This is a genomic window from Sinobaca sp. TMA16-18 (assembly GCF_059510535.1).
Genome location: NZ_JCAKFM010000009.1, coordinates 77722 through 99207 on the forward strand (window position 1 = coordinate 77722; position 21486 = coordinate 99207).

Annotated in this window: 21 protein-coding genes and 1 other RNA gene; 21 read left to right on the forward strand and 1 reads right to left on the reverse strand. The window is 45.5% G+C overall.

From position 1 onward, the window contains the following. The first annotated feature begins 56 nt into the window (after positions 1 to 56). The 6 genes from trxB (at position 57) to AC5W14_RS14695 (ending at position 4850) form a co-directional block, all read left to right on the forward strand. Positions 57 to 1001 carry a thioredoxin-disulfide reductase gene (gene trxB / locus AC5W14_RS14670; protein ID WP_120191955.1) on the forward strand — a complete coding sequence of 315 codons (945 nt, stop codon included), beginning with the start codon at positions 57 to 59 and terminating at the stop codon, positions 999 to 1001. A 244-nt stretch (positions 1002 to 1245) separates the two neighbouring features. Further along, a complete protein-coding gene (locus tag AC5W14_RS14675; RefSeq protein ID WP_496057454.1) occupies positions 1246 to 1737 on the forward strand; it encodes an NUDIX domain-containing protein in 492 nt (163 codons plus the stop codon). Next, positions 1712 to 2635 (forward strand): RNase adapter RapZ, encoded by a 924-nt coding sequence (gene rapZ / locus AC5W14_RS14680; protein ID WP_496194905.1) that lies wholly within the window; start codon positions 1712 to 1714, stop codon positions 2633 to 2635. Before AC5W14_RS14675 ends, rapZ begins: the two co-directional genes overlap by 26 nt. Continuing rightward, positions 2632 to 3576, forward strand: coding sequence for a gluconeogenesis factor YvcK family protein (locus tag AC5W14_RS14685; protein ID WP_496057452.1), 945 nt, complete (start codon positions 2632 to 2634; stop codon positions 3574 to 3576). The genes rapZ and AC5W14_RS14685 overlap by 4 nt, the downstream gene beginning before the upstream one ends. A 29-nt stretch (positions 3577 to 3605) precedes the next feature. Continuing rightward, a complete protein-coding gene (gene whiA, locus AC5W14_RS14690) occupies positions 3606 to 4556 on the forward strand; it encodes a DNA-binding protein WhiA (RefSeq protein ID WP_496057451.1) in 951 nt (316 codons plus the stop codon). A 39-nt stretch (positions 4557 to 4595) separates the two neighbouring features. Next, complete coding sequence (locus AC5W14_RS14695; RefSeq protein ID WP_496057449.1) at positions 4596 to 4850, forward strand: HPr family phosphocarrier protein; 255 nt, start codon at positions 4596 to 4598, stop codon at positions 4848 to 4850. 239 nt (positions 4851 to 5089) lie between these two features. Here AC5W14_RS14695 and clpP read toward each other — a convergent pair whose 3' ends face one another. Next, positions 5090 to 5668, reverse strand: a complete 579-nt coding sequence (gene clpP, locus AC5W14_RS14700; protein WP_496057447.1) for an ATP-dependent Clp endopeptidase proteolytic subunit ClpP — start codon at positions 5666 to 5668, stop codon at positions 5090 to 5092. A gap of 428 nt (positions 5669 to 6096) precedes the next feature. On the opposite strand from clpP, the gene rpoN reads away from it, so the two are divergent. From rpoN to gvpO, 15 genes are all read left to right on the forward strand, one after another. Beyond that, the gene (gene rpoN / locus AC5W14_RS14705; RefSeq protein WP_496057446.1) at positions 6097 to 7452 is read left to right on the forward strand and encodes an RNA polymerase factor sigma-54; all 1356 of its coding nucleotides are present in this window, start codon (positions 6097 to 6099) and stop codon (positions 7450 to 7452) included. 215 nt (positions 7453 to 7667) lie between these two features. Further along, on the forward strand, positions 7668 to 8687 hold the full coding sequence (locus tag AC5W14_RS14710; RefSeq protein ID WP_496194906.1) for a sugar-binding transcriptional regulator: 1020 nt from the start codon (positions 7668 to 7670) through the stop codon (positions 8685 to 8687). A 75-nt stretch (positions 8688 to 8762) separates the two neighbouring features. After that, on the forward strand, positions 8763 to 9770 hold the full coding sequence (gap, locus tag AC5W14_RS14715; protein ID WP_496057444.1) for a type I glyceraldehyde-3-phosphate dehydrogenase: 1008 nt from the start codon (positions 8763 to 8765) through the stop codon (positions 9768 to 9770). A gap of 267 nt (positions 9771 to 10037) precedes the next feature. Beyond that, a complete protein-coding gene (locus tag AC5W14_RS14720; RefSeq protein WP_496057443.1) occupies positions 10038 to 11222 on the forward strand; it encodes a phosphoglycerate kinase in 1185 nt (394 codons plus the stop codon). 21 nt (positions 11223 to 11243) lie between these two features. Next, entirely contained in the window at positions 11244 to 12008 is a 765-nt protein-coding gene (tpiA, locus tag AC5W14_RS14725; protein WP_496057442.1) for a triose-phosphate isomerase, read from the forward strand. After that, the gene (gene gpmI / locus AC5W14_RS14730) at positions 11998 to 13536 is read left to right on the forward strand and encodes a 2,3-bisphosphoglycerate-independent phosphoglycerate mutase (RefSeq protein WP_496057441.1); all 1539 of its coding nucleotides are present in this window, start codon (positions 11998 to 12000) and stop codon (positions 13534 to 13536) included. The genes tpiA and gpmI overlap by 11 nt, the downstream gene beginning before the upstream one ends. Before the next feature lie 25 nt (positions 13537 to 13561). Beyond that, complete coding sequence (gene eno / locus AC5W14_RS14735; RefSeq protein WP_496194907.1) at positions 13562 to 14962, forward strand: phosphopyruvate hydratase; 1401 nt, start codon at positions 13562 to 13564, stop codon at positions 14960 to 14962. Positions 14963 to 15120: 158 nt separating this feature from the next. After that, entirely contained in the window at positions 15121 to 15351 is a 231-nt protein-coding gene (gene secG, locus AC5W14_RS14740; RefSeq protein WP_496057439.1) for a preprotein translocase subunit SecG, read from the forward strand. Positions 15352 to 15475: 124 nt separating this feature from the next. Continuing rightward, a complete protein-coding gene (locus tag AC5W14_RS14745) occupies positions 15476 to 16231 on the forward strand; it encodes an alpha/beta hydrolase (protein ID WP_496057438.1) in 756 nt (251 codons plus the stop codon). Positions 16232 to 16253: 22 nt separating this feature from the next. After that, positions 16254 to 17006 (forward strand): alpha/beta hydrolase, encoded by a 753-nt coding sequence (locus AC5W14_RS14750; protein WP_496194908.1) that lies wholly within the window; start codon positions 16254 to 16256, stop codon positions 17004 to 17006. Positions 17007 to 17055: 49 nt separating this feature from the next. Further along, positions 17056 to 19383 (forward strand): ribonuclease R, encoded by a 2328-nt coding sequence (gene rnr, locus AC5W14_RS14755; protein ID WP_496194909.1) that lies wholly within the window; start codon positions 17056 to 17058, stop codon positions 19381 to 19383. A gap of 33 nt (positions 19384 to 19416) precedes the next feature. Beyond that, entirely contained in the window at positions 19417 to 19890 is a 474-nt protein-coding gene (gene smpB / locus AC5W14_RS14760; RefSeq protein ID WP_496057435.1) for an SsrA-binding protein SmpB, read from the forward strand. Positions 19891 to 19975: 85 nt separating this feature from the next. After that, positions 19976 to 20341, forward strand: a transfer-messenger RNA (tmRNA) gene (gene ssrA / locus AC5W14_RS14765). A gap of 100 nt (positions 20342 to 20441) precedes the next feature. Continuing rightward, positions 20442 to 20909, forward strand: coding sequence for a YusW family protein (locus tag AC5W14_RS14770; RefSeq protein WP_496194910.1), 468 nt, complete (start codon positions 20442 to 20444; stop codon positions 20907 to 20909). A 167-nt stretch (positions 20910 to 21076) separates the two neighbouring features. Further along, entirely contained in the window at positions 21077 to 21469 is a 393-nt protein-coding gene (gene gvpO, locus AC5W14_RS14775; RefSeq protein WP_496057433.1) for a gas vesicle protein GvpO, read from the forward strand. The last annotated feature ends 17 nt before the right edge of the window (positions 21470 to 21486 follow it).

Here is a 21486-nt window from a genome sequence, read left to right on the forward strand (position 1 = left end):
TCCGATAACAACGAGCAAACAATAAAAAAGGAACCAACCAAAAGGAGGACTTACGCGTGAGTGAAGAAAGAATTTATGATGTAATTATTGCCGGGGCAGGCCCGGCGGGAATGACAGCAGCAGTGTATACTTCTCGTGCAGAGCTTGACACACTTATGCTGGAGCGCGGGATCCCCGGCGGACAGATGGCCAACACCGAAGACGTCGAAAACTATCCCGGCTTTGAGCATATTCTTGGTCCCGACCTGTCCAATAAAATGTTTGAACATGCAAAGAAGTTCGGCGCAGAATATGCGTACGGCGATGTAAAAGAAATTATTGAAGGAAAAGAATATAAAACCGTTATTGCGGGAAATAAAGAATATAAAGCAAGAGCAGTTATTGTAACAACGGGCGCTGAGTACAAAAACCTGGGCGTTCCCGGTGAAAAAGAACTCGGCGGGCGCGGCGTATCCTACTGTGCCGTCTGTGACGGAGCGTTTTTCCGTAAAAAAGAAATTGTCGTAGTAGGCGGAGGAGATTCGGCTGTCGAAGAAGCGGTGTACCTTACCCGTTTTGCCGATAAAGTAACGGTTATCCACCGCCGCGATGAACTGCGCGCCCAGAAAATTCTTCAGCAGCGTGCTTTTGTTAACGATAAGATTGACTTTAAATGGAGCCACGTTGTAAAAGAAATCAACGGAGAAAATAATAAAGTATCAAGCGTGACGCTGACGGACCTGAAATCGGGCGAGGACTATGATTTCCCGACGGAAGGTGTATTCGTCTATGTCGGCATGCTGCCGCTTAACAATGCCGTAAAAAATCTCGGCATTACGAACGAAGAAGGCTATATTGTAACCAACGAAGAAATGGAAACGAAGATTCCCGGTATTTTTGCAGCTGGCGATCTTCGTGAAAAAACCCTGCGCCAGATCGTCACGGCCACAGGAGACGGCTCTCTTGCTGCCCAGACGGCTCAAAAGTATGTAGAAGAACTGAAAAACGCCGTCCAGGCATAATAAGGAAGATAATGTAAAAATATTTTAACCTTACTGTAATAGAGATGCAATAAATAGAGGGTATTGCATGAATAACACCACCCCCTTATTTTATTTTTAAGCACAGGCCGCTGAGCCTGTGCTTTTTTTTACAATAAAGCAGTCGGAATTGGGACCCGTTCTCTCTTTAGAAATGGTGATTTTCTATTTGTGGGAAAAGAAAAGGAATAGTATACTTAAGAATAGGCAATGTGAGGTGATGAGCATGCAGCGGATAACAAATTGTGTTATTCATGATGATAATGGAAAGATACTTATGCTTCAAAAGCCCAGCCGTTTGTGGTGGGTCGCTCCCGGAGGGAAAATGGAACCGGAGGAATCCGTTCAGACTTCCACGGTCAGGGAAATAAAAGAAGAAACAAATATATTAGTGAAAAATCCAAACATACGAGGGATTTATACGATGGTGATTAAAGACCAGGGGAAAACCATTTCGGAGTGGATGCTGTTTGCTTTTGAAGCATCGGAATGGGAAGGAACCGCCTGGGAATATTCACCGGAAGGCCTGCTGGAGTGGATCGATAAAAGCAGTGTGAGCGAATTGGATATGAATCCCGGTGATTATCATATTCTGCAGCATACGCTTTTTGGAAAAGGCGTGATGTACGGAACATTTTATTTTACACCGGATAATGAACTTATCTCTTACCAGTTACATGGGGGAGAACTGAATGAATCTGGAAATGAGAGAGGATGAAGATGCCGTGGGAAACCGTGAAAATGATTTAGATGTAGTTATCATTACGGGAATGTCAGGTGCGGGAAAGACGGTAGCTGTGCAAAGCTTTGAGGATTTAGGCTATTACTGTGTCGATAATCTTCCTCCTGCTATTATTCCAACCTTTATCGAACTGGTGGAATCCTCAGAAGGAAAAGTAAAGAAAATTGCGCTCGTTATTGACCTGCGCGGCAGAGAGTTTTTTGAACATTTATTTGAAACAGTGGATCATTTGTCTGCCAAGCAGAATCTGAATCTTCATATTCTCTATCTGGATGCAAAAGATAATGTCCTCGTGCAGCGCTATAAAGAAACAAGACGCTCCCATCCTCTTGCTGCAGAAGAAGCCCCGCTAGAAGGGATTCAGCAGGAGCGGAATATGCTCGCGGAGCTCAAAGGCCGATCGGCTCAGGTGATTGATACGAGTGAAATGAAGCCCAAACAGCTGCGGGAACGAATTATTCAGTACATTTCCGGGACGGCGAAAGATGTATTTTCTGTTAATATGATGTCTTTTGGGTTTAAATACGGTCTTCCGATCGACGCTGATCTTGTGTTTGATGTAAGATTTCTGCCAAACCCTCATTACGTAGAACTGCTGCAGCCGAAAACCGGCCTGCAGGAGGAAGTGTCTTCCTACGTTCTGAAATGGTCGGAAACACAGGAATTTTTAACAAAATTAATTGATCTTCTTGACTATATGCTGCCTCAGTACAAGAAAGAAGGAAAAAGCCAGCTCATTATTGCGATTGGATGCACCGGCGGAAAACACCGGTCTGTTACATTGGCTGAATACCTTTCTGCGCACTTTTCTTCCTCGTATGCTTTGTCTACGACGCACCGTGATATTGAAAAAGCAAAAGGCCTGCTTGTATGAAACGGTCTAACATTGTCGTCTTAGGCGGAGGGACAGGTCTGTCTGTATTACTGAGGGGATTGAAAACCTTTCCGGTCGATATCACAGCCATTGTTACCGTGGCAGATGACGGAGGAAGCTCCGGCCGTCTGCGGAAAGAAATGAACATTCCTCCGCCCGGGGACGTGCGAAATGTCCTTGTCGCCCTGGCAGAGGTGGAGCCTATGATTGAGCAGCTCTTTCAGCATCGGTTTACAACCGGTGAAGGACTGGTCGGGCATTCTCTCGGCAACCTGCTGCTTGCAGGCATGACTTCCATTACAGGTGATTTTGCCAAAGGAATCAGCGAGTTAAGCACCGTATTAAATGTACGCGGAAAAGTACTGCCTTCCTCAAACCAGAGCGTTGTGCTTCATGCAAAAATGATGGATGGAACAACGGTGGAGGGAGAATCAACCATTCCACGGGCTGAGAAGCAGATCCGTCACGTCTTTCTGCGTCCGGAAGGAATTAAAGCGCTTCCAGAAAGCATAAAGGCAATCGAAGAAGCCGATTTAATTGTGCTGGGACCGGGAAGCTTATACACTAGTATTTTGCCGAATCTTTTAGTACCGGGTATTATTGAAGCAATTCAGGATTCCAAAGCAAGAAAAGTATATATCTGCAACGTGATGACGCAAAAAGGAGAAACAGATAACTTCTCCGCATCAGATCACGTACAGGCTATTTTTAATCATACCCATGAGCAGTTCATTGAAACAGTCCTGGTGAACAATGGAGTGATTCCAGATGAGCTCATTGAAAAATATCAAAAAGAGGACGCCTATCCGGTTCCGTATGATGAAGAAAAAATGAGGGCCTTCGGCTGCCGTGTGGTAGAAGACGAATTCATCCGTTACGACGGGATGGTTCTGCGCCATAATGCAGTCAAAGTCGCTCAATCTCTTCTTATGGAGCTGTAGGCGAAGTAGAAAGAGGCGGTGAAAAGCCTATGTCGTCATTTGCAGCAATGACTAAAAAAGAATTAACACAGCTGGAACTAAGAGATTGCTGTGTGAAGGCAGAACTTGCTGCGCTTATTCGGATGAATGGAACGATGACATTTGGAAACGGCCTGCTGACGCTTGACGTTTCTACGGAAAATGCGGCGATTGCCAGGCGCATTTATACGTTGATCAAAAAAGGATTCAACGATATGCAGCTCGAAGTACTCGTTCGAAAGAAAATGCGCTTAAAGAAAAATAACGTTTATATTGTACGGATCAAAGAAAACACCCAGCAGTTTCTGGCGGATCTTCATATTATGGAAGAAAACTACCGGTTTGTCCGGTCTATATCTCCGGATATGATCAAGAAATCCTGCTGCAAACGGGCTTACCTGCGCGGGGCTTTTCTGGCCGGAGGATCGATCAATCATCCGGATACGTCTTCGTATCACCTGGAAATATTCTCAAATTACGAGGAGCACAATTATTCCCTCCGTCAGCTTTTTAAAGAGTTTCACATTCCTTCCAAAAGCCTGGAGCGGAAAAAAGGCTATATTCTATACGTGAAAGAAAGCGAGAAAATAACCGAATTTCTCAGTGTTATCGGTGCCCATCAGGCCCTCCTGTATTTTGAGGACGTCCGGATTATGAAAGATATGCGCAACTCCGTGAACCGTTTGGTGAACTGCGAAACAGCCAACCTCAATAAAACAGTAGGAGCGGCTCTTCGTCAGGTGGAAAATATCCGTCTGATTCAACGGGAAATCGGCCTTGAAAACCTTCCGCATAAAATCAGGGAAATTGCAGAGCTGAGAGTGGAGCACCAGGATGTTACGCTGAAAGAACTGGGCGAAATGGCCTCAGGCGGACCGGTCAGCAAATCAGGTGTGAACCACAGGCTTCGAAAAATTGATGAATTAGCTGAAAAAATCCGAAACGGGGAAACGGTTTCATAGTATAATAGAAGGCATAACTGGCAGCTGGAGGAGATAGACATGGTAGAAGAGAACGTAGAGGTTCAGTTGAAAACAGGTCTTCAGGCAAGGCCGGCGGCTTTGTTTGTACAGGAAGCCAACCGATTTCATTCGGATATTTCCATTGAAAAGGATGGAAAGGTCGTTAACGCCAAAAGCATCATGGGGATTATGAGTCTTGCCGTTCGAAACGGCGCCTCTATAAAGATAATGATCAATGGCAACGATGAAGCAGAAGCCATGAAGGCACTGGTGGACTATGTAAAGAAAGAATAAAGAGCTCTCTCCTCAAAAAAGGAGAGGGTTTTTTAAGGGAAAAAAAGCAAAAACGTGTATATTTTATACAAAAGCTTGTATAGGCGACGTTTGCTGCAGGCCATGCCTGGTTCATTCTTTGTATTTCTAAGCAGTCTTTCTTAAAGAAACGGCGGCACATATAGATGAGCTAATGAAACGGTTTCACCAAAAATCTAAAAAAACCCTCTCTCCATAAGCTGGAGAGAGGGTTTTTTGGATTATTTTTCGTAAACGGTGTCAATCAGGCCGTATTCTTTTGCTTCTTGTGCTGTCATGAAGTTATCACGGTCTGTGTCGCGCTGAATGACTTCAAGCGGCTGACCGGAACGATCTGCTAATATCTGGTTCAGCTTCTCGCGCATTTGAATAATGCGGCGGGCGTGAATTTCGATATCAGAAGCCTGACCCTGTGTGCCGCCGAGCGGCTGGTGAATCATTACTTCACTGTTTGGAAGAGCAAAACGCTTGCCCGGCTCACCGGCTGCAAGAAGAAATGCTCCCATAGAAGCTGCCATACCAACGCAGATAGTAGAAACTTTAGGCTGGATATACTGCATCGTATCGTAAATAGCCATACCTGCAGTGATAGAGCCGCCTGGGCTGTTAATGTAAATAGAAATATCCTTTTCCGGATCTTCTGCTGCCAAAAACAGCAGCTGGGCTACGATGGAGTTGGACACGTTATCGTCAATTCCAGAACCGAGCATAATGATGCGGTCTTTTAAAAGGCGGGAATAAATATCATATGCTCTTTCCCCGCGGCTTGTTTGTTCAATTACTGTTGGAATTAAGTTCATGTCTTATTTCCTCCTATTATATAAAATGTGTAAATACTGACTCCATAACAGGAAACAGCTGGGCTTCCTGTATTGTTGAGAATAGTTATATCATACTCGAATGGTCAATGTTGGTCAAATAAAAAGCGCTTATTTTTTATCTTTTTATTTTCCAGAGCCAATTCGCTTCTCTTACTATAACAAGAGTAAAGAGAACCTTTCAATCTTCAAAAGCGAAAATAAAAGAATAAGCAGTGCAGAGTGCCTAATAGAGAGTATAACCTATTTTCTGCCTCTTAAAACTATGGAAGATTATATGCCACAGGATAGTTTGGCTTCATGTACGTTTGCTACACTTAGTATGAAGGCCTAATTACATATAGACGATCATTTCACCTATGATATAATAAACGGTAGAAAGCGCTTACAAGAAAGAGGGGTCATTTTATATGAATTTAGAAATGGGATTGTTTCAAAAACAGACGATGAACCTCGTGATGACGCAGGAACTTCGCCAGGCCATTTCATTGCTTCAGCTCTCAACTCAAGAGCTTTCTGATTACATATCGGAGCAGGCTCTCGAGAATCCTCTTATAGAAACAGAAGAACCAGTTCTGGAAGAAAAGGAAACACCTATATACGACAGTCCAGTGATGTGGACGGATGATTATGGAGACGGATATGAAGCCTATGAGGGAAGGAACGAATCCTACCTGGATAGAATCCTGGCCTACGAAGAAGGGCTGGCTGACCATTTATACAGCCAGATCCGCTTTATGGATACAGCAGACCAGAACAGGGAGCTGCTGTTGTATCTGGCCGACAATGTGGATACAAACGGCTACCTGCAGGGAAGCTGGGAAGAAGCGGGCCGTTTCTACAGCATTACAGAAGAAGAATATGAGCAGGGTATCCAAATGCTGCAAAAGCTGGAGCCTGCAGGTGTTGGAGCAAGAAATCTCCAGGAATGCCTGCTTCTGCAGTTAAAAAGAAATCATGCATCTGATCTGCTTGTGATTGAAGTGGTGGAACATCACCTCGAAGACCTGGCAGCAAGAAGATGGAAGCAGATCGCAAAGGCGCTGCATATTTCCGTAGAGGACGTGCAGGGCATTTACGACGCGATTCAGCAGTTGACCCCGCATCCCTGCGCCTGCATTGGAAAAAGTGAATCCGCAGCGATTACGCCGGATGTGTATGTAGAAAAGAAACATGGAGCTTTTACTGTAGTGCTCAACAACGAAAGCCTGCCGAAAATAAGACTCAACAAACAATACCGGCACCTGCTTGAAAGCGGGGAAAAGGGAGAGGCGGGAGAATATGCCCGCAAAAAGTACAAGCAGCTTGTCTGGCTGTTAAAAAGCATTGACCAGCGGCAGACGTCGCTCCGCAAAATCACCGAAGCTATTCTCCGCTTTCAGGAACCGTTTTTTGAGAACGGTCCGTCCGGCATGAAACCGCTGACGCTCAGAGAGATTGCTGAAGAGGCGGAAGTGCATGAATCGACCGTATCACGGACGACTACAAACAAATACGTGCAGACGCCGCATGGATTGTTTGAACTAAAACATTTCTTTTCTGCAGGAATGAACAATGCAGAAGGAGAGCAGACGTCCACCAATGTCATTAAAGAAATAATGAATAAAATGGTGGAGAAGGAAAATAAAATCCGGCCGCTGTCCGACCAGAAGATAGCCGAGCTCATAAAGGAAGAACACGGTATTGCGATCTCCCGGCGCGCTATTGCGAAGTACCGCGGGGAGCTGCAGATTGCACCGTCTTCCAAAAGAAAACGATATGCCTGATGTTTTAAAAATGAAGGGACGGGAATAAGCAGGATATAGCTTAAACCGTCCTTTCTTTTTTATTGCTAAGTTATTTTATTCTTGGTATAATGAATTTATCAGAAGATTGAACCATCGCTTAGGGAAATCCCTAGGTATTATCTTTTGATAAAGTGGGACTTAAAATGTCTATATGGGACAAAAAGTGTCCCTGAGAGAAAACAGGTGAACCCTGAATGAGAGAACTACTCGAATGGCAGAAAAAACTGCAGCCCGACATTTTAGAAATTATGGGGAAACGCTATCGGATTCTTCAGTACCTTCGGCTGATGCAGCCGGTCGGCAGAAGAACACTTGCTGTCAGCCTGGATCTTTCTGAAAGAGTACTGCGGACCGAAGTGACATTCTTAAAGAACCAGGGATTGATTACGATCCATCCGTCCGGCATGACTCTCTCTGATGAAGGAGAAAAGCTTCTGGAGGGGATGGAAGCGGCGATGAAAATTGCTTTCGGACTTGAAGATCTGGAAAAGCAGGTAGCAGAAGTGCTGAACGTCGAGAAAGTTATTGTTGTTTCCGGAGACAGCGACGAATACAGCTGGGTAAAGAAAGAACTGGGACGTGCCTGCGTACAGCAGATGAAAAAACAGATAGTCCCCGGTGATATCATTGCCGTGGCCGGCGGCACTACGCTTGCAGCCGTGGCCGATATGGTCAGCCCATCTGAAAAGTGGAAAGACGCGGTTTTTGTACCGGCAAGAGGCGGACTTGGCGAAAAGGTGGAAATTCAGTCGAACACGATCAGTTCGACAATGGCTACCAAAGCCCGGGCGGCCTACAGGCTTCTGCACGTACCGGACCAGCTGAGCAGTGAAACAAGAGCTTCGCTGAGTCTGGAACCGGGCATTAAAGAACTGCTGGCTCTTATCCGTAAAGCAAAAATTGTGATTCACGGCATCGGCGAAGCTGAAATTATGGCGGACCGGCGTGAAACGAGCGACAGTGCCGTACAGCAGATTAAAGAAAAAGCGGCTGTCGGGGAAGCATTCGGCTATTATTTTGACCGTGAAGGACATATTGTTCATAAAGAGAGAACGATCGGCCTTCAGCTCAATGATCTGAATGAAGCGCAGACGATTATCACCGTCGCCGGAGGAAGCTCCAAAGCAGAAGCTATTTCTGCTTATATGAAATACCGTCCCAGCAATCTGCTCATAACAGATGAAGGGGCGGCGAAGGCAATTTTAAATCGATGACAGCTGATTTTTATAATCAGTTTTTCATATATAGTATTGATTAACGTGCACCATAATAAGAGGAGGAAATTAAACATGGCTACAAAGATTGGTATTAATGGATTTGGAAGAATTGGACGCGCAGTATTCCGTGCTTCTCTTGAAAATAACAACGTAGAAATCGTAAGCATTAACGACCTTACAGACGCTAATATGCTTGCTCACCTTTTAAAATATGACACAGTACACGGCAACCTAAAGCAGAGTGTATCTGTAAACGGCGACAACCTTGTTGTTGACGGCAAAGAAATCCGCATCACAGCTGAAAAAGATCCGGCACAGATTCCATGGGGACAAGCTGGAGTAGAAATCGTTGTAGAAGCAACTGGACGTTTCGCAGACGGCGAGAGCGCCGGCAAACACCTTGAAGGCGGAGCAAAGAAAGTTATTATCTCTGCACCTGGTAAAAACGTTGATGCAACATTTGTTATGGGTGTTAACGAAAACACGTATGACCCTTCGAAGCACAACGTTATGTCCAACGCATCCTGCACAACAAACTGCCTTGCGCCGTTTGCTAAAGTGCTTAACGACAAGTTCGGCATCAAGCGCGGCCTCATGAACACTGTTCACTCTTACACGAATGATCAGCAGATTCTTGACCTTCCGCACAGTGACTATCGTCGTGCACGTGCAGCTGCTGAAAACATCATTCCAACATCAACTGGAGCTGCAAAAGCAGTAGCCCTTGTTCTTCCAGAACTTGACGGCAAGCTTAACGGCGCTGCAATGCGTGTGCCTACTCCAAACGTATCTCTTGTTGACCTTGTAGCAGAGCTTGATACAAACGTTACTGCTGAAGAAGTAAATAACGTACTAAAAGAAGCAGCAGAAGGCGATCTTAAAGGCATTCTTGGCTTCAGCGACGAGCCGCTTGTATCCAAGGACTATAACGGCAACTCCAATTCTTCTACTATTGATGGTTTGTCTACAATGGTATTGGAAGACAACATGGTTAAAGTTATTTCCTGGTACGACAACGAGTTTGGTTATTCCAGCCGCGTTGTAGACCTCGTAGAATATATCGCAAAACAGCAAGCTTAATAAAGCAGATAAAGGGCAGGGGGAGAAGAAAAAGTATTTTCTTGCTCCCCTTTCCTATGCAGTTTCCTGCTACAATAGATATCGGGACAGCACGAATCAGCTGCAGCTCATGTTTGCTTTTTATCAGCGGCAGACCCGGCCTTCTCTAAATAAACGCGGAGATAATCAGCCGGGTTTACGCTTTTCTTTGTATTATAATTATACGTTCTTTTTTGCATCATTTAGGGAAAAGGATGAGGAACACAGAGGAAAAAAGGAGGCAGCACAATGAATAAGAAATCTATTAAAGATATCGATGTAAAAGGAAAAAAGGTTTTCTGCCGGGTGGACTTTAACGTCCCAATGGAAGATGGAAAAGTAACGGATGACAGCCGTATTAAAGCAGCCATTCCTACAATTGAATACTTAGTGGACCAGGGAGCCCGTGTTATACTGGCCAGCCACCTGGGCCGTCCAAAGGGAGAAGCAGTTGAAGAACTTCGTCTCGGACCGGTAAGCGTGCGTCTTGGCGAACTGCTCAGAAGAGACGTTCGTAAAGTAGATGAAGTCTACGGACCAGTAGTAAAGCAGGCGTCCAACTCTTTAATGGACGGAGAAATTCTTCTTATTGAGAATGTTCGTTTTGAAGCAGGAGAAGAAAAAAACGATCCAGAACTCGCAAAAGAATTTGCAGCACTTGCTGACATATACGTAAATGATGCATTTGGAGCGGCTCACAGAGCACACGCTTCTACAGAAGGCATTGCGCAGCACCTCCCAGCCGCTGCAGGACTTCTAATGCAAAAAGAACTTGATGTACTCGGGAAAGCACTATCTGACCCGGCACGTCCTTTCACCGCGATTGTCGGCGGTGCGAAAGTAAAAGACAAAATCGGCGTGATTGACAACCTGCTTGATAAAGTAGACAACCTCGTTATCGGAGGCGGTCTTGCCTATACATTCGTAAAGGCACAGGGCCATGAAGTAGGTAAATCCCTGCTTGAAAAAGATAAGCTTGACCTTGCAAAAGAATTTATGCAGAAAGCAAAAGACAAAGGCGTGAACTTCTATATGCCGGTTGATGTCACCGTAGCTGATGATTTTTCCGGTGATGCCAATATTAAAGTAGTGCCGATTGACAGCATTCCTTCCGATTGGGAAGCTCTCGACATTGGACCCGAAACAAGAAAAACGTACCAGGAGGTTATTGAAAGCTCCAAGCTTGTTATTTGGAACGGACCGATGGGCGTATTTGAAATAGATGCATTTGCATATGGAACGAAAGCTGTTGCAGAGGCACTCGCCGGAGCAACGGACACGTATTCTGTTATTGGAGGCGGCGACTCCGCTGCAGCTGTTGAGAAATTCGGCCTTGCCGATCAAATGGATCACATGTCCACAGGAGGCGGCGCTTCCCTTGAATTTATGGAGGGAAAAGAACTTCCCGGCGTCGCAGCATTGAACGACAAATAAACAAAGAAGAGGTGGAGCAATTTGAGAAAACCAATTATTGCAGGAAACTGGAAAATGAATAAAACCCACGGAGAAGCAGTCAGCTTTATCGAGGACATTAAAGCAAAAGTACCGGCTGGCAGCAAAGTAGACACGGTCGTCTGCGCCCCGGCCCTATTTCTTAAAAGCATGAATGATGCAGTAGAAGGAAGCGACGTAGCCGTCGGCGCCCAGACGATGCACTTTGAAGACAACGGTGCATTCACAGGTGAAATCAGCCCGGAAGCGCTGGCTGACCTTGCTGTTCCTTACGTGATTATCGGTCACTCCGAGCGCAGGGAAATGTTTAATGAAACAGATGACTCCGTAAACAAAAAGCTTCACGCCGCATTTAACCACAAGCTTGTGCCAATTATGTGCTGCGGAGAAACGCTTGAAGAAAGAGAAAGCGACAAAACGGAATCCGTTGTACGCGGCCAGGTCGAAAAAGGCTTTGCAGGTTTAAGCAAAGAGCAGGCAGCACAGGTTGTTGTGGCATATGAGCCTATCTGGGCTATCGGCACCGGCAAATCTTCCACAGCAGAAGATGCCAATGAAACGTGCGGAACGATCCGCCGCATTCTGTCCGAACTGTATGACCAGGAAACAGCAGAAGCTGTCCGCATTCAGTACGGCGGAAGCGTAAAGCCGGAAAATATCGGCGGCTATATGGCGATGGAACACATTGACGGCGCCCTTGTAGGAGGAGCCAGCCTGAAGCCGGATGCATTTCTACAACTAGTGGAGGCGGGATCCAATGAGCAGTAAAAACCCTGTCGCTTTAATTATCCTGGACGGCTTTGCCCTCCGCGATGAAACAAAGGGAAATGCAGTAAAGAAAGCAAACACGCCAAACTTCGATCGTTTCTGGAACAAATATCCGCATTCCCAGCTTACGGCAAGCGGAGAAGCTGTCGGCCTTCCGGAAGGGCAGATGGGCAACTCCGAAGTCGGGCATTTAAATATCGGGGCAGGAAGAGTAGTTTATCAAAGCCTGACCCGGATTAATAAAGATATTAAAGAAGGTACTTTTCAGGACAATAAAGCTCTTTTAGGAGCTTCCGAGCATGTACTCCAAAACGACGGCAGCCTGCACATTTACGGCCTGCTGTCTGACGGAGGCGTACACAGCCACATTCAACATCTATATGCTCTCCTGGAAATGGCCAAAAATAAAGGCATCAAAAAAGTCTATGTCCATGCTTTCATGGATGGGCGTGACGTGGGCCAGCGTACGGCAGAACAGTACGTGGAGGCCCTTGAAGGCAAAATGGATGAGCTTGGCATCGGAGAGATAGCGACGCTTCACGGCCGCTACTATTCAATGGACCGGGACAACCGCTGGGAAAGACTGGAGAAATCCTACCGTGCGATTGTCTATGGAGAAGGACCAAGCTATTCGTCTGCAAAAGATGCTATAAAGGCAAACTATGATAATGACGTCTGGGACGAATTTATTATTCCGGCTGTAATGACAAGAGAAAATGGCGAACCGGTTGCAGAGATGCAGGATGACGATGCTATTATTTTCTTCAATTTCCGTCCGGACCGGGCTATCCAAATGTCCCGTGTGTTCACCGATAACAGCTTTAACGACTTTGACCGCGGAGACCGTTTTCCGAAAAATATTCATTATGTTACGATGACTGATTACAGTGAAAAAGTAACAGCAAATGTAGCCTATCCTCCGCAGGAACTAAAGAACACGATGGGAGAAGCTGTTTCCAAAGCAGGGCTTAAGCAGCTCCGCATTGCCGAAACAGAGAAGTTCCCGCACGTTACGTTCTTTTTCAGCGGCGGCCAGGAAAAGGAATTTGATGGAGAAAAACGTATTCTTATTGATTCACCTAAGGTGGCAACGTACGACCTGCAGCCGGAAATGAGCGCCTATGGAGTAACGGATGCGCTTCTGCGGGAAATCAAAGAGGAGAATCATGACTTTATCGTTCTGAACTTTGCCAACCCTGATATGGTCGGACATTCCGGTGATATGGACGCCACGGTGAAAGCAATTGAAACCGTAGATGAATGTCTCGGGAAAATTGTAGACCTTCTTCACGAAAAGAATGGTACAGCTATTATTACCGCTGACCACGGAAATGCGGATGAGGTAACGACACCAGATGATAAACCAATGACCGCTCATACGACCAATCCGGTCCCGGTTATTGTGACAAAAGAGTCCGGCGAAATCCGCGAGGGCGGTATTCTCGCAGACTTGATTCCAACAGCGGTGGATCTTCTTGAAATGGAAAAACCGGAAGAAATGACAGGCACATCCTTATTAAAAAAATAGACACGACAAAGGAGCGATTTTTACAATGGGTATGATTACTGATGTTTATGCACGCGAAGTACTGGATTCCCGCGGGAATCCAACAGTTGAGGTAGAAATCATTACAGAAACAGGCGCTTTTGGACGCGCACTGGTACCAAGTGGTGCATCCACCGGTGAATACGAAGCAGTAGAACTACGTGACGGCGGCGATCGTTACATGGGTAAAGGTGTTCTTAAAGCAGTAGATAACGTTAACGNACGCGCACTGGTACCAAGTGGTGCATCCACCGGTGAATACGAAGCAGTAGAACTACGTGACGGCGGCGATCGTTACATGGGTAAAGGTGTTCTTAAAGCAGTAGATAACGTTAACGAAGAAATTGCACCTGAACTTCTTGGTATGGACGTAACTGACCAGACCGGCATTGATAAGCTTCTTATTGATCTGGATGGTACTGAAAACAAAGAAAAATTCGGTGCAAACGCGATTCTTGGTATTTCCATGGCTGCAGCCCACGCTGCATCAGACGAGCTTGGACTTCCGCTTTATCAGTATCTTGGTGGATTTAACGCGAAGACGCTTCCTGTACCAATGATGAATATCCTAAACGGCGGCGAGCATGCAGACAACAGCGTCGACATTCAGGAATTCATGGTTATGCCGGTTGGAGCAGAAAGCCTTGCCCACGCTGTACGTATCGGTGCAGAAATTTTCCACAACCTGAAAAAAGTACTAAAAGAACAGGGCCATAACACAGCTGTAGGTGATGAAGGCGGCTTTGCACCAAACCTTGGTTCAAACGAAGAAGCGCTTCAGACTATCATTACAGCCATCGAAAAAGCCGGCTACAAGCCGGGCGAAGAAGTAATGCTTGCAATGGATACAGCTGCTTCTGAAATGTACGAAGACGGCAAATATCACCTTAAAGGTGAAGGCGTCGTGAAAACAACGGAAGAAATGATCGCATTCTACGAGGATCTTGTATCGAAGTATCCTATCGTTTCCATTGAAGACGGCCTGGACGAAAATGACTGGGACGGATGGAAGAAGCTTACAGAAGCTCTTGGAGATAAAGTACAGCTTGTCGGCGACGACTTGTTCGTTACGAACACAACGAAACTTGCTGAAGGTATCAAAAAAGGCATCGGTAATTCCATTTTAATCAAAGTTAACCAGATCGGTACGCTTACAGAAACATTTGATGCCATTGAAATGGCGAAGCGCGCCGGCTATACTGCGGTTATTTCCCACCGCTCCGGTGAAACAGAAGATGCGACGATTGCAGATATCGCTGTAGCGTCAAACGCCGGCCAGATCAAGACAGGTGCTCCGTCCCGTACGGACCGTGTCGCTAAGTACAACCAGCTTATCCGTATTGAAGATGAGCTTGATAACACATCTGTCTTTTTGAAAAAAGACGCATTCTACAACATCAATAAATAAACAGCATTCAAAAGACAGCGGGCATCGGAATCCCGCTGTCTTTTGCTGTATAAAATAATATTCTGTTTATTCGAAGCGAACACGTCTCCTTCTATTGTAATTGAATACGTTTTATGTTAATTTTATATATGTGTGATTTGAACGTGGAGGTGGCGGAGATGCAAACAATATTGTATGTCCTATTGATTATTGTATCGATTTCATTGATAGCCGTAGTACTATTACAATCGGGAAGAAGCGCAGGTCTCTCCGGGTCTATTTCCGGGGGAGCGGAACAATTAGTCGGAAAGCAGAAGGCACGTGGAGTAGAAGCCTTTTTAAGCAAAATGACGATTATTCTAGCCGTTGTCTTTTTCGTACTAACGATTCTTCTTGCTTATTTTCTATAAGAAGAGACTGCGCGCCTATAGCAAATATGAAATGAAATCATGCAGCAGGACATGTATTAGTGTCTTGCTGCTTTTTTTCATACTTTTTACTAAATAGAATAGGGAAACAGGAGGCGTTCGGCTTATGATTGGGTGTCTGTGCCTGCACGGCTTTACAGGAGCACCATGGGAGCTAGAACCGCTTTCCAAAACACTTGCGGAAGAAACAGGATGGCTCGTCTACACACCTGTCCTTCCCGGTCACGATATGATGACGGATCTAAGCGAGCGTACATTTCGTTCCCAGTTTAAGAAATCAGACCATAAAACCTGGATTCATACAGCAGATCTGGCAGCAAAAGAACTATTTGAACGCTGTTCGAAAGTATATGTGATCGGTTTTTCGATGGGAGGTCTGTTGGCTGCGTACATTGCTGCGCGATATCCGGTAGAAAAACTGGTATTGTTAAATGCAGCGGCCCATTACGTTAATCCGTCCCAGCTTTCAAAGGATATGGCTGTCATTATAAAGAATATGATTAAAGGGCAGTTAAAAAAACAGCCGTGGTACCCAATATTCTGGTCAAAAATCCACACCCCGGTCCGATCCCTTTCCGAATTTCAGAAAGTGGTCCGCACGATTGAACCATTTATTAAAGAAGTGGAAGTACCCACGTTTATTGCCCAGGGTATGAAGGACAGCCTTGTCCGAAAAAGCAGTGCTCTTTTTTTATATAAAGAAATTGCTGCCAAAGAAAAACAGCTTTATTTTTATGAACAGTCCCATCATTTTATTGTACACAGCAATAATCAAACACAGCTGATTGAAGACGTAAAGCGATTTCTGCTGGCAGAAAAAATAGAGCCTGACGTTGTTTGGAAAAGCAGCGATCAGGTGTGATCTGGAATAGGAGTGGAAGAACATGAAAGTTGTGCCCCCCAAACCGTTTACCTTTGAAGGAGGCGACCGGGCCGTCCTGCTGCTTCACGGGTTTACCGGAAGTTCCGCAGACGTCAGAATGCTGGGACGCTACCTGCAGAAGCAGGGCTACACGTCGCATGCGCCGGTTTACAAAGGCCACGGGGTTCCGCCGGAGGAATTAATGGATTCCAATGCCACGGACTGGTGGAAGGATGTCGAAGCCGGGTGGAACCACCTTCGGGATCAGGGCTACGAAGAAATAGCAGTAGCCGGTCTTTCCCTTGGAGGACTAATGTCGTTAAAAGCAGGGTATACATTCGGAGCAAAGGGTATTATACCGATGTGTGCGCCGTTGACGACCATTGAAAACAAAGAGCGTCTGTACAAAGGCGTTCTGCAGTACGCAAAAGAATACAAACAGCTGGAAGGCAAAGAGGCCGGGCAGGTGGATGAAGAAATGGAAGCCTTTAAAAAACTTCCTCTTGATGCATTGGATTCCATTAACGGCACAATTAAAGAAGTGAAAAATTCCCTTGATATGATTTATGCTCCGATCAAAGTAGTCCAGGCCAAAAAGGATGAAATGGTTGAATTAAAAAGTGCAGAAATTATATATGAGGAAGTAGCTTCTTCTGTTAAATCCCTGGATTGGTATGAAGATTCCCCGCACGTGATCACACTGGGACCTGAGAAACAGGACCTGCATGAAAATATATATCAGTTTTTGGAAAATCTGGATTGGAGCACAAAATGACAGCACAAAATACAGCAGTACAAGTAGATAGAGAGGAGATGACAACAATATGACAGAAGAACAAAAGCAGCAGATGATGCAGTATCTTCAGGATATCGCTCAAAAGCCAATGTCTATTGAAGAATTACAAGAAGCGTACCATATGACAGAACCTGAACAGACGAAGGAACTCATGAAAGCCCTGGATGAACTGGAGGGAAGCGGGAAGCTGGTCCGTACGAGAAGCAACCGTTACGGGGTTCCCGAGAAAATGGATATTATCCGCGGCAGAGTGCAGATGCACCAGCGTGGATTTGCATTCATCCTGCCGGAAGAAGAGGGAGAGCCCGACGTATTTATCCCCGCGCCGGAAATGGGAGGAGCCATGCACAAAGACACCGTACTTGTGCGCGTCCAGCAAAAAGGAGGCGACTCCAAGCCGGAAGGTTCTATTATCCGGATTATTGAAAGAGGCACAACAAAAGTGGTCGGCACATATCTGGCCAATAAAAATTACGGCTTTGTCGAAGTGGATGACAAGCATATCAACCAGGATATCTTTATTCCCCAGCACAAACAGCACGGAGCAGTCGACGGCCATAAAGTGGTTGTGGAAATAACAAAATATCCCGAAAAGCGCTTCAGCGCTGAAGGGAAAGTAGTCAATATTCTCGGCCATAAAAACGACCCGGGTGTGGATATTTTATCCATCATCCATAAACATGAGCTGCCGGGCGAATTTCCGGAGGCGGCGATTACGCATGCCAATGAAGCGCCGGACAGCATTACGGAAAATGAGATCAGCAAAAGACGGGACCTGCGCGAAGAAACGATTGTGACGATCGACGGCGCCGATGCAAAAGACCTGGATGACGCAATTGGGGTTAAGAAGCTGTCAAACGGCAACTTCCAGCTCGGCGTGCATATCGCCGATGTGAGCTACTATGTACCGGAAGGTTCAGCCATTGACGAAGAAGCAGTCGAGCGCGGCACGAGTGTGTACCTGGTCGACCGTGTGATTCCAATGATTCCCCACCGCCTGTCCAACGGAATCTGCAGTTTAAACCCGCAGGTGGACCGTCTGACACTCTCATGCGAGATGGAAGTGACAGAAGACGGAGACATTGTAAATCACGATATCTTCGAAAGTGTAATCCGTACAAACGAAAGAATGACGTATAATGACGTTCGTTTGATTCTGGATGAAAGAGACGAAGAAACAAGAAAGAAATACGAAGAACTCGTGCCTTTCTTTGAGCGTATGGAAGAGCTTGCCGCGATTCTTCGCCAAAAGCGGTTCGACCGCGGCGCCATTGACTTTGACTTTAAAGAAGCCCAGGTGAAAGTCGACGAAAACGGCAAGCCGGAAGATATTCTTATCCGGGAGCGTTCCGTTGCCGAAAAGCTGATTGAAGAGTTTATGCTGGCAGCAAACGAAACTGTAGCTGAGCATTTTTCCAAAATGAAAGTACCATTTATTTACCGGATTCACGAAGATCCACATGAGGAAAAACTGCAGAAATTTATTGAATTTGTAGCTAATTTCGGCTACACCATTAAAGGAAAAGGCAGTTCGCTTCATCCAAGCGCCCTTCAAAAGATTCTTGCAGATGTAAAAGGAGAGCCGGAAGAAGCTGTACTCAGCACAGTTATGCTCCGTTCTATGAACCAGGCAAAATATGATCCGGAAAATCTTGGGCACTTTGGCCTGGCATCTGAGTACTACACTCATTTCACGTCACCAATCCGCCGTTACCCGGATTTGATCGTGCACCGTCTGATCCGTACGTATTTGATTAACGGAAAAACCGATCAGAAAACAAAGTCCAACTGGCAGAATAAGCTTCCTGATATTGCCAAGCATACGTCAGAAATGGAACGCCGGGCGGTTGACGCCGAGCGGGAAGTGGATGATTTAAAGAAAGCGCAGTATATGGAAGACAAAGTGGGCGAAGAGTATACAGGCGTTATAAGCGGTGTGGCTAACTTTGGACTGTTTGTAGAGCTCGAGAACACCATAGAAGGCATGGTGCACATCAGCTACCTTACCGACGACTATTACCACTTTGACGAAAAGCAGTATGCGCTGATAGGAGAACGTACGGCTAATATCTTCCGGATCGGCGATGAGCTGGATATCCGCGTGCTGAAAGTCAATGTAGAAGAAGCAGATATTGATTTTGAAGTAGTCGGTATGAAAGCCCCGGTTAAGCGGAAAAGAAAAGAAACACCGAAAGTGATCGACGGCAGGGGCGGATCAAAACGGCCGGGCAAAAGCGAAGCGAAGCCAACGGCTAAAAAAGGACGCCAAAAAGGAAAAACGGGAGCAAAAAAACCCGGAAAAGATAAGCCGTACTATGAGAACGTAGGAAAGAAAAAAGCTCAAAAAAGAAAATAACACAGTGCGCTTGAGAACAGGGGGGATGGACGCATGGCTCAGCAGACAGAGGGCAGAGTGCTTGCTCAAAATAAGAAAGCCCGCCATGACTTTTTTATCGAAGAAACGTATGAGGCCGGACTTGCGCTGAAAGGAACAGAAATAAAAGCGATTCGGGAAGGCCGCATGAACTTAAAAGACAGTTTTGGGAAGATTGATGGGGGAGAGCTGTTCCTCCATAATGCCCATATCGGTCTTTATGAACATGGCAACCAGTTTAACCATGACCCGCTCCGCACGAGAAAGCTGCTACTGCACCGGCGGGAAATCAGCAAGCTGATCGGCCAGAGCCAGCAGCCCGGGTATTCCATTATTCCGTTAAAGGTCTACATTAAGCGGGGAAAAGCGAAAGTGCTAATTGGTCTCGCTAAAGGTAAAAAGCAGTTTGACAAACGGGAAACATTGAAGCAAAAAGATGCGCAGCGCGAAATGGACCGGGCGATCCGTTCCCGCATGAAAGGCGAGTAATAAGGCTTTTCTATTGAAAAAAAAGCAGAAAAGTGATAATATAATTATCTAAGGAAAAGATTCATTTCTTTTCCTTATTCCTAATGGGGATGACTTGGCTTCGACAGGGATAGGTTGAGCTTGAGTTGCGAGCCGAGAGGCAATCTCGTAAAATGGCCACGCCAATAATAACTGGCAAAACTAACGAAAACCTCGCAGTAGCAGCATAATAACTGACTAATGCGGATCCCGCACTCGATCGCCCATGTCGAGTGATTTGGGGTCTCACCTAATAGTGGGCTACGCAGCTCCGATCTCCGCCTGAGGTCGGCTGAAGAGATTAATCAGGCTAGCTGTGCTGAAGCCTGTTGCTAGGCTGAAGCATAGGCGAAATATAATATAGCGACTACGCTCGTAGAAGCTCAAGTGGCGATATCTCTGGACGTGGGTTCGAATCCCACCATCTCCACCATACATAGTGAATACGTAAAGATGCCGGCAGCCGGCATCTTTTTTTGTTTTGCATTTGTGTTTTCGGGGAAGAGATCAACAGATATGAAAGGGGATGCAGCATGAAAAAAGCAGGACTATTTCTACTAACGGCAAGCCTTCCTTTTGCACTGGCAGCATGTGGTTCGGATGAAAGCGGACCGAGCATAGAAAGCCAGCCTTTAAGCGGGGACGATCCGGAACTGGAAGACGTTTGGTATGAAGGGCTGGTCTATACTTCTTTTAAAATGGAAGTAGATTACGAATATGGTGAATATGAAGTATCATACGATTACAATGATGGAGATCCGCAGGCGGAAATTTCAGACTCCCGCGGGGATGAAGAGAGAGAAGTAGACGATGAAGAGGCTCTTTCTGAACTGGGGCAGGTGCTTCCTAACCTTGCGATCACGCCCCAATCCAATGAACTGCAGCTGATGAATGAAAGTGTGAATAATTTCCATTTGGATGATAATTATCAGGAACTACAGATAGAAGTAGAGTTTGAAGAAGCGGATGACATTCGGGCAGAAGATAGAACCCAAAGCTGATCAATAGAAGACTGTGCGAACAGCATAGTCTTTTTTCTTTGATAAATTTTACCAATTCCTAAAATTATATTAATTATGTATAAAAAAGATTGAATATGGAAGAGGAAGGGTATCGTGTAGGACAACCGTTCTTTATCAAAAACAAAGTTAATATGTAAAAAGGACATGTGTCTATTTCATTTCAAGAGCAGGAGGAGATTACTATCGCAGGCCAGTCGAAAGCAAAAGCGTCCAATAAAAGCAGTGCTAAAAAGTTGAACGTGAAGCCTAAGTCAAACACAAAAAAAGAAACAGCTTCTATGGGTCAGGTTCTGGATACGATTCAGTCTTTTTTTACGACCAATATACTTCCCCCTTTTAAAATTACCTCCGTCGACTCTCATGAAGAAGGCTGGGATGTAGAGGTGGAAGTAATTGAAGAAAAAGAATACATGAAGAAATATGCAAAAGACATGCTTCTCGGCGTGTACGAAACAAAAATCAATAAAGATTTAGAAGTTATTTCCTACCAGCGTGTCAGCCTGCGTCCAAGAAGCAAGACATTGAAAAAAGAAGAATAACGACAGCTAAAACTAAA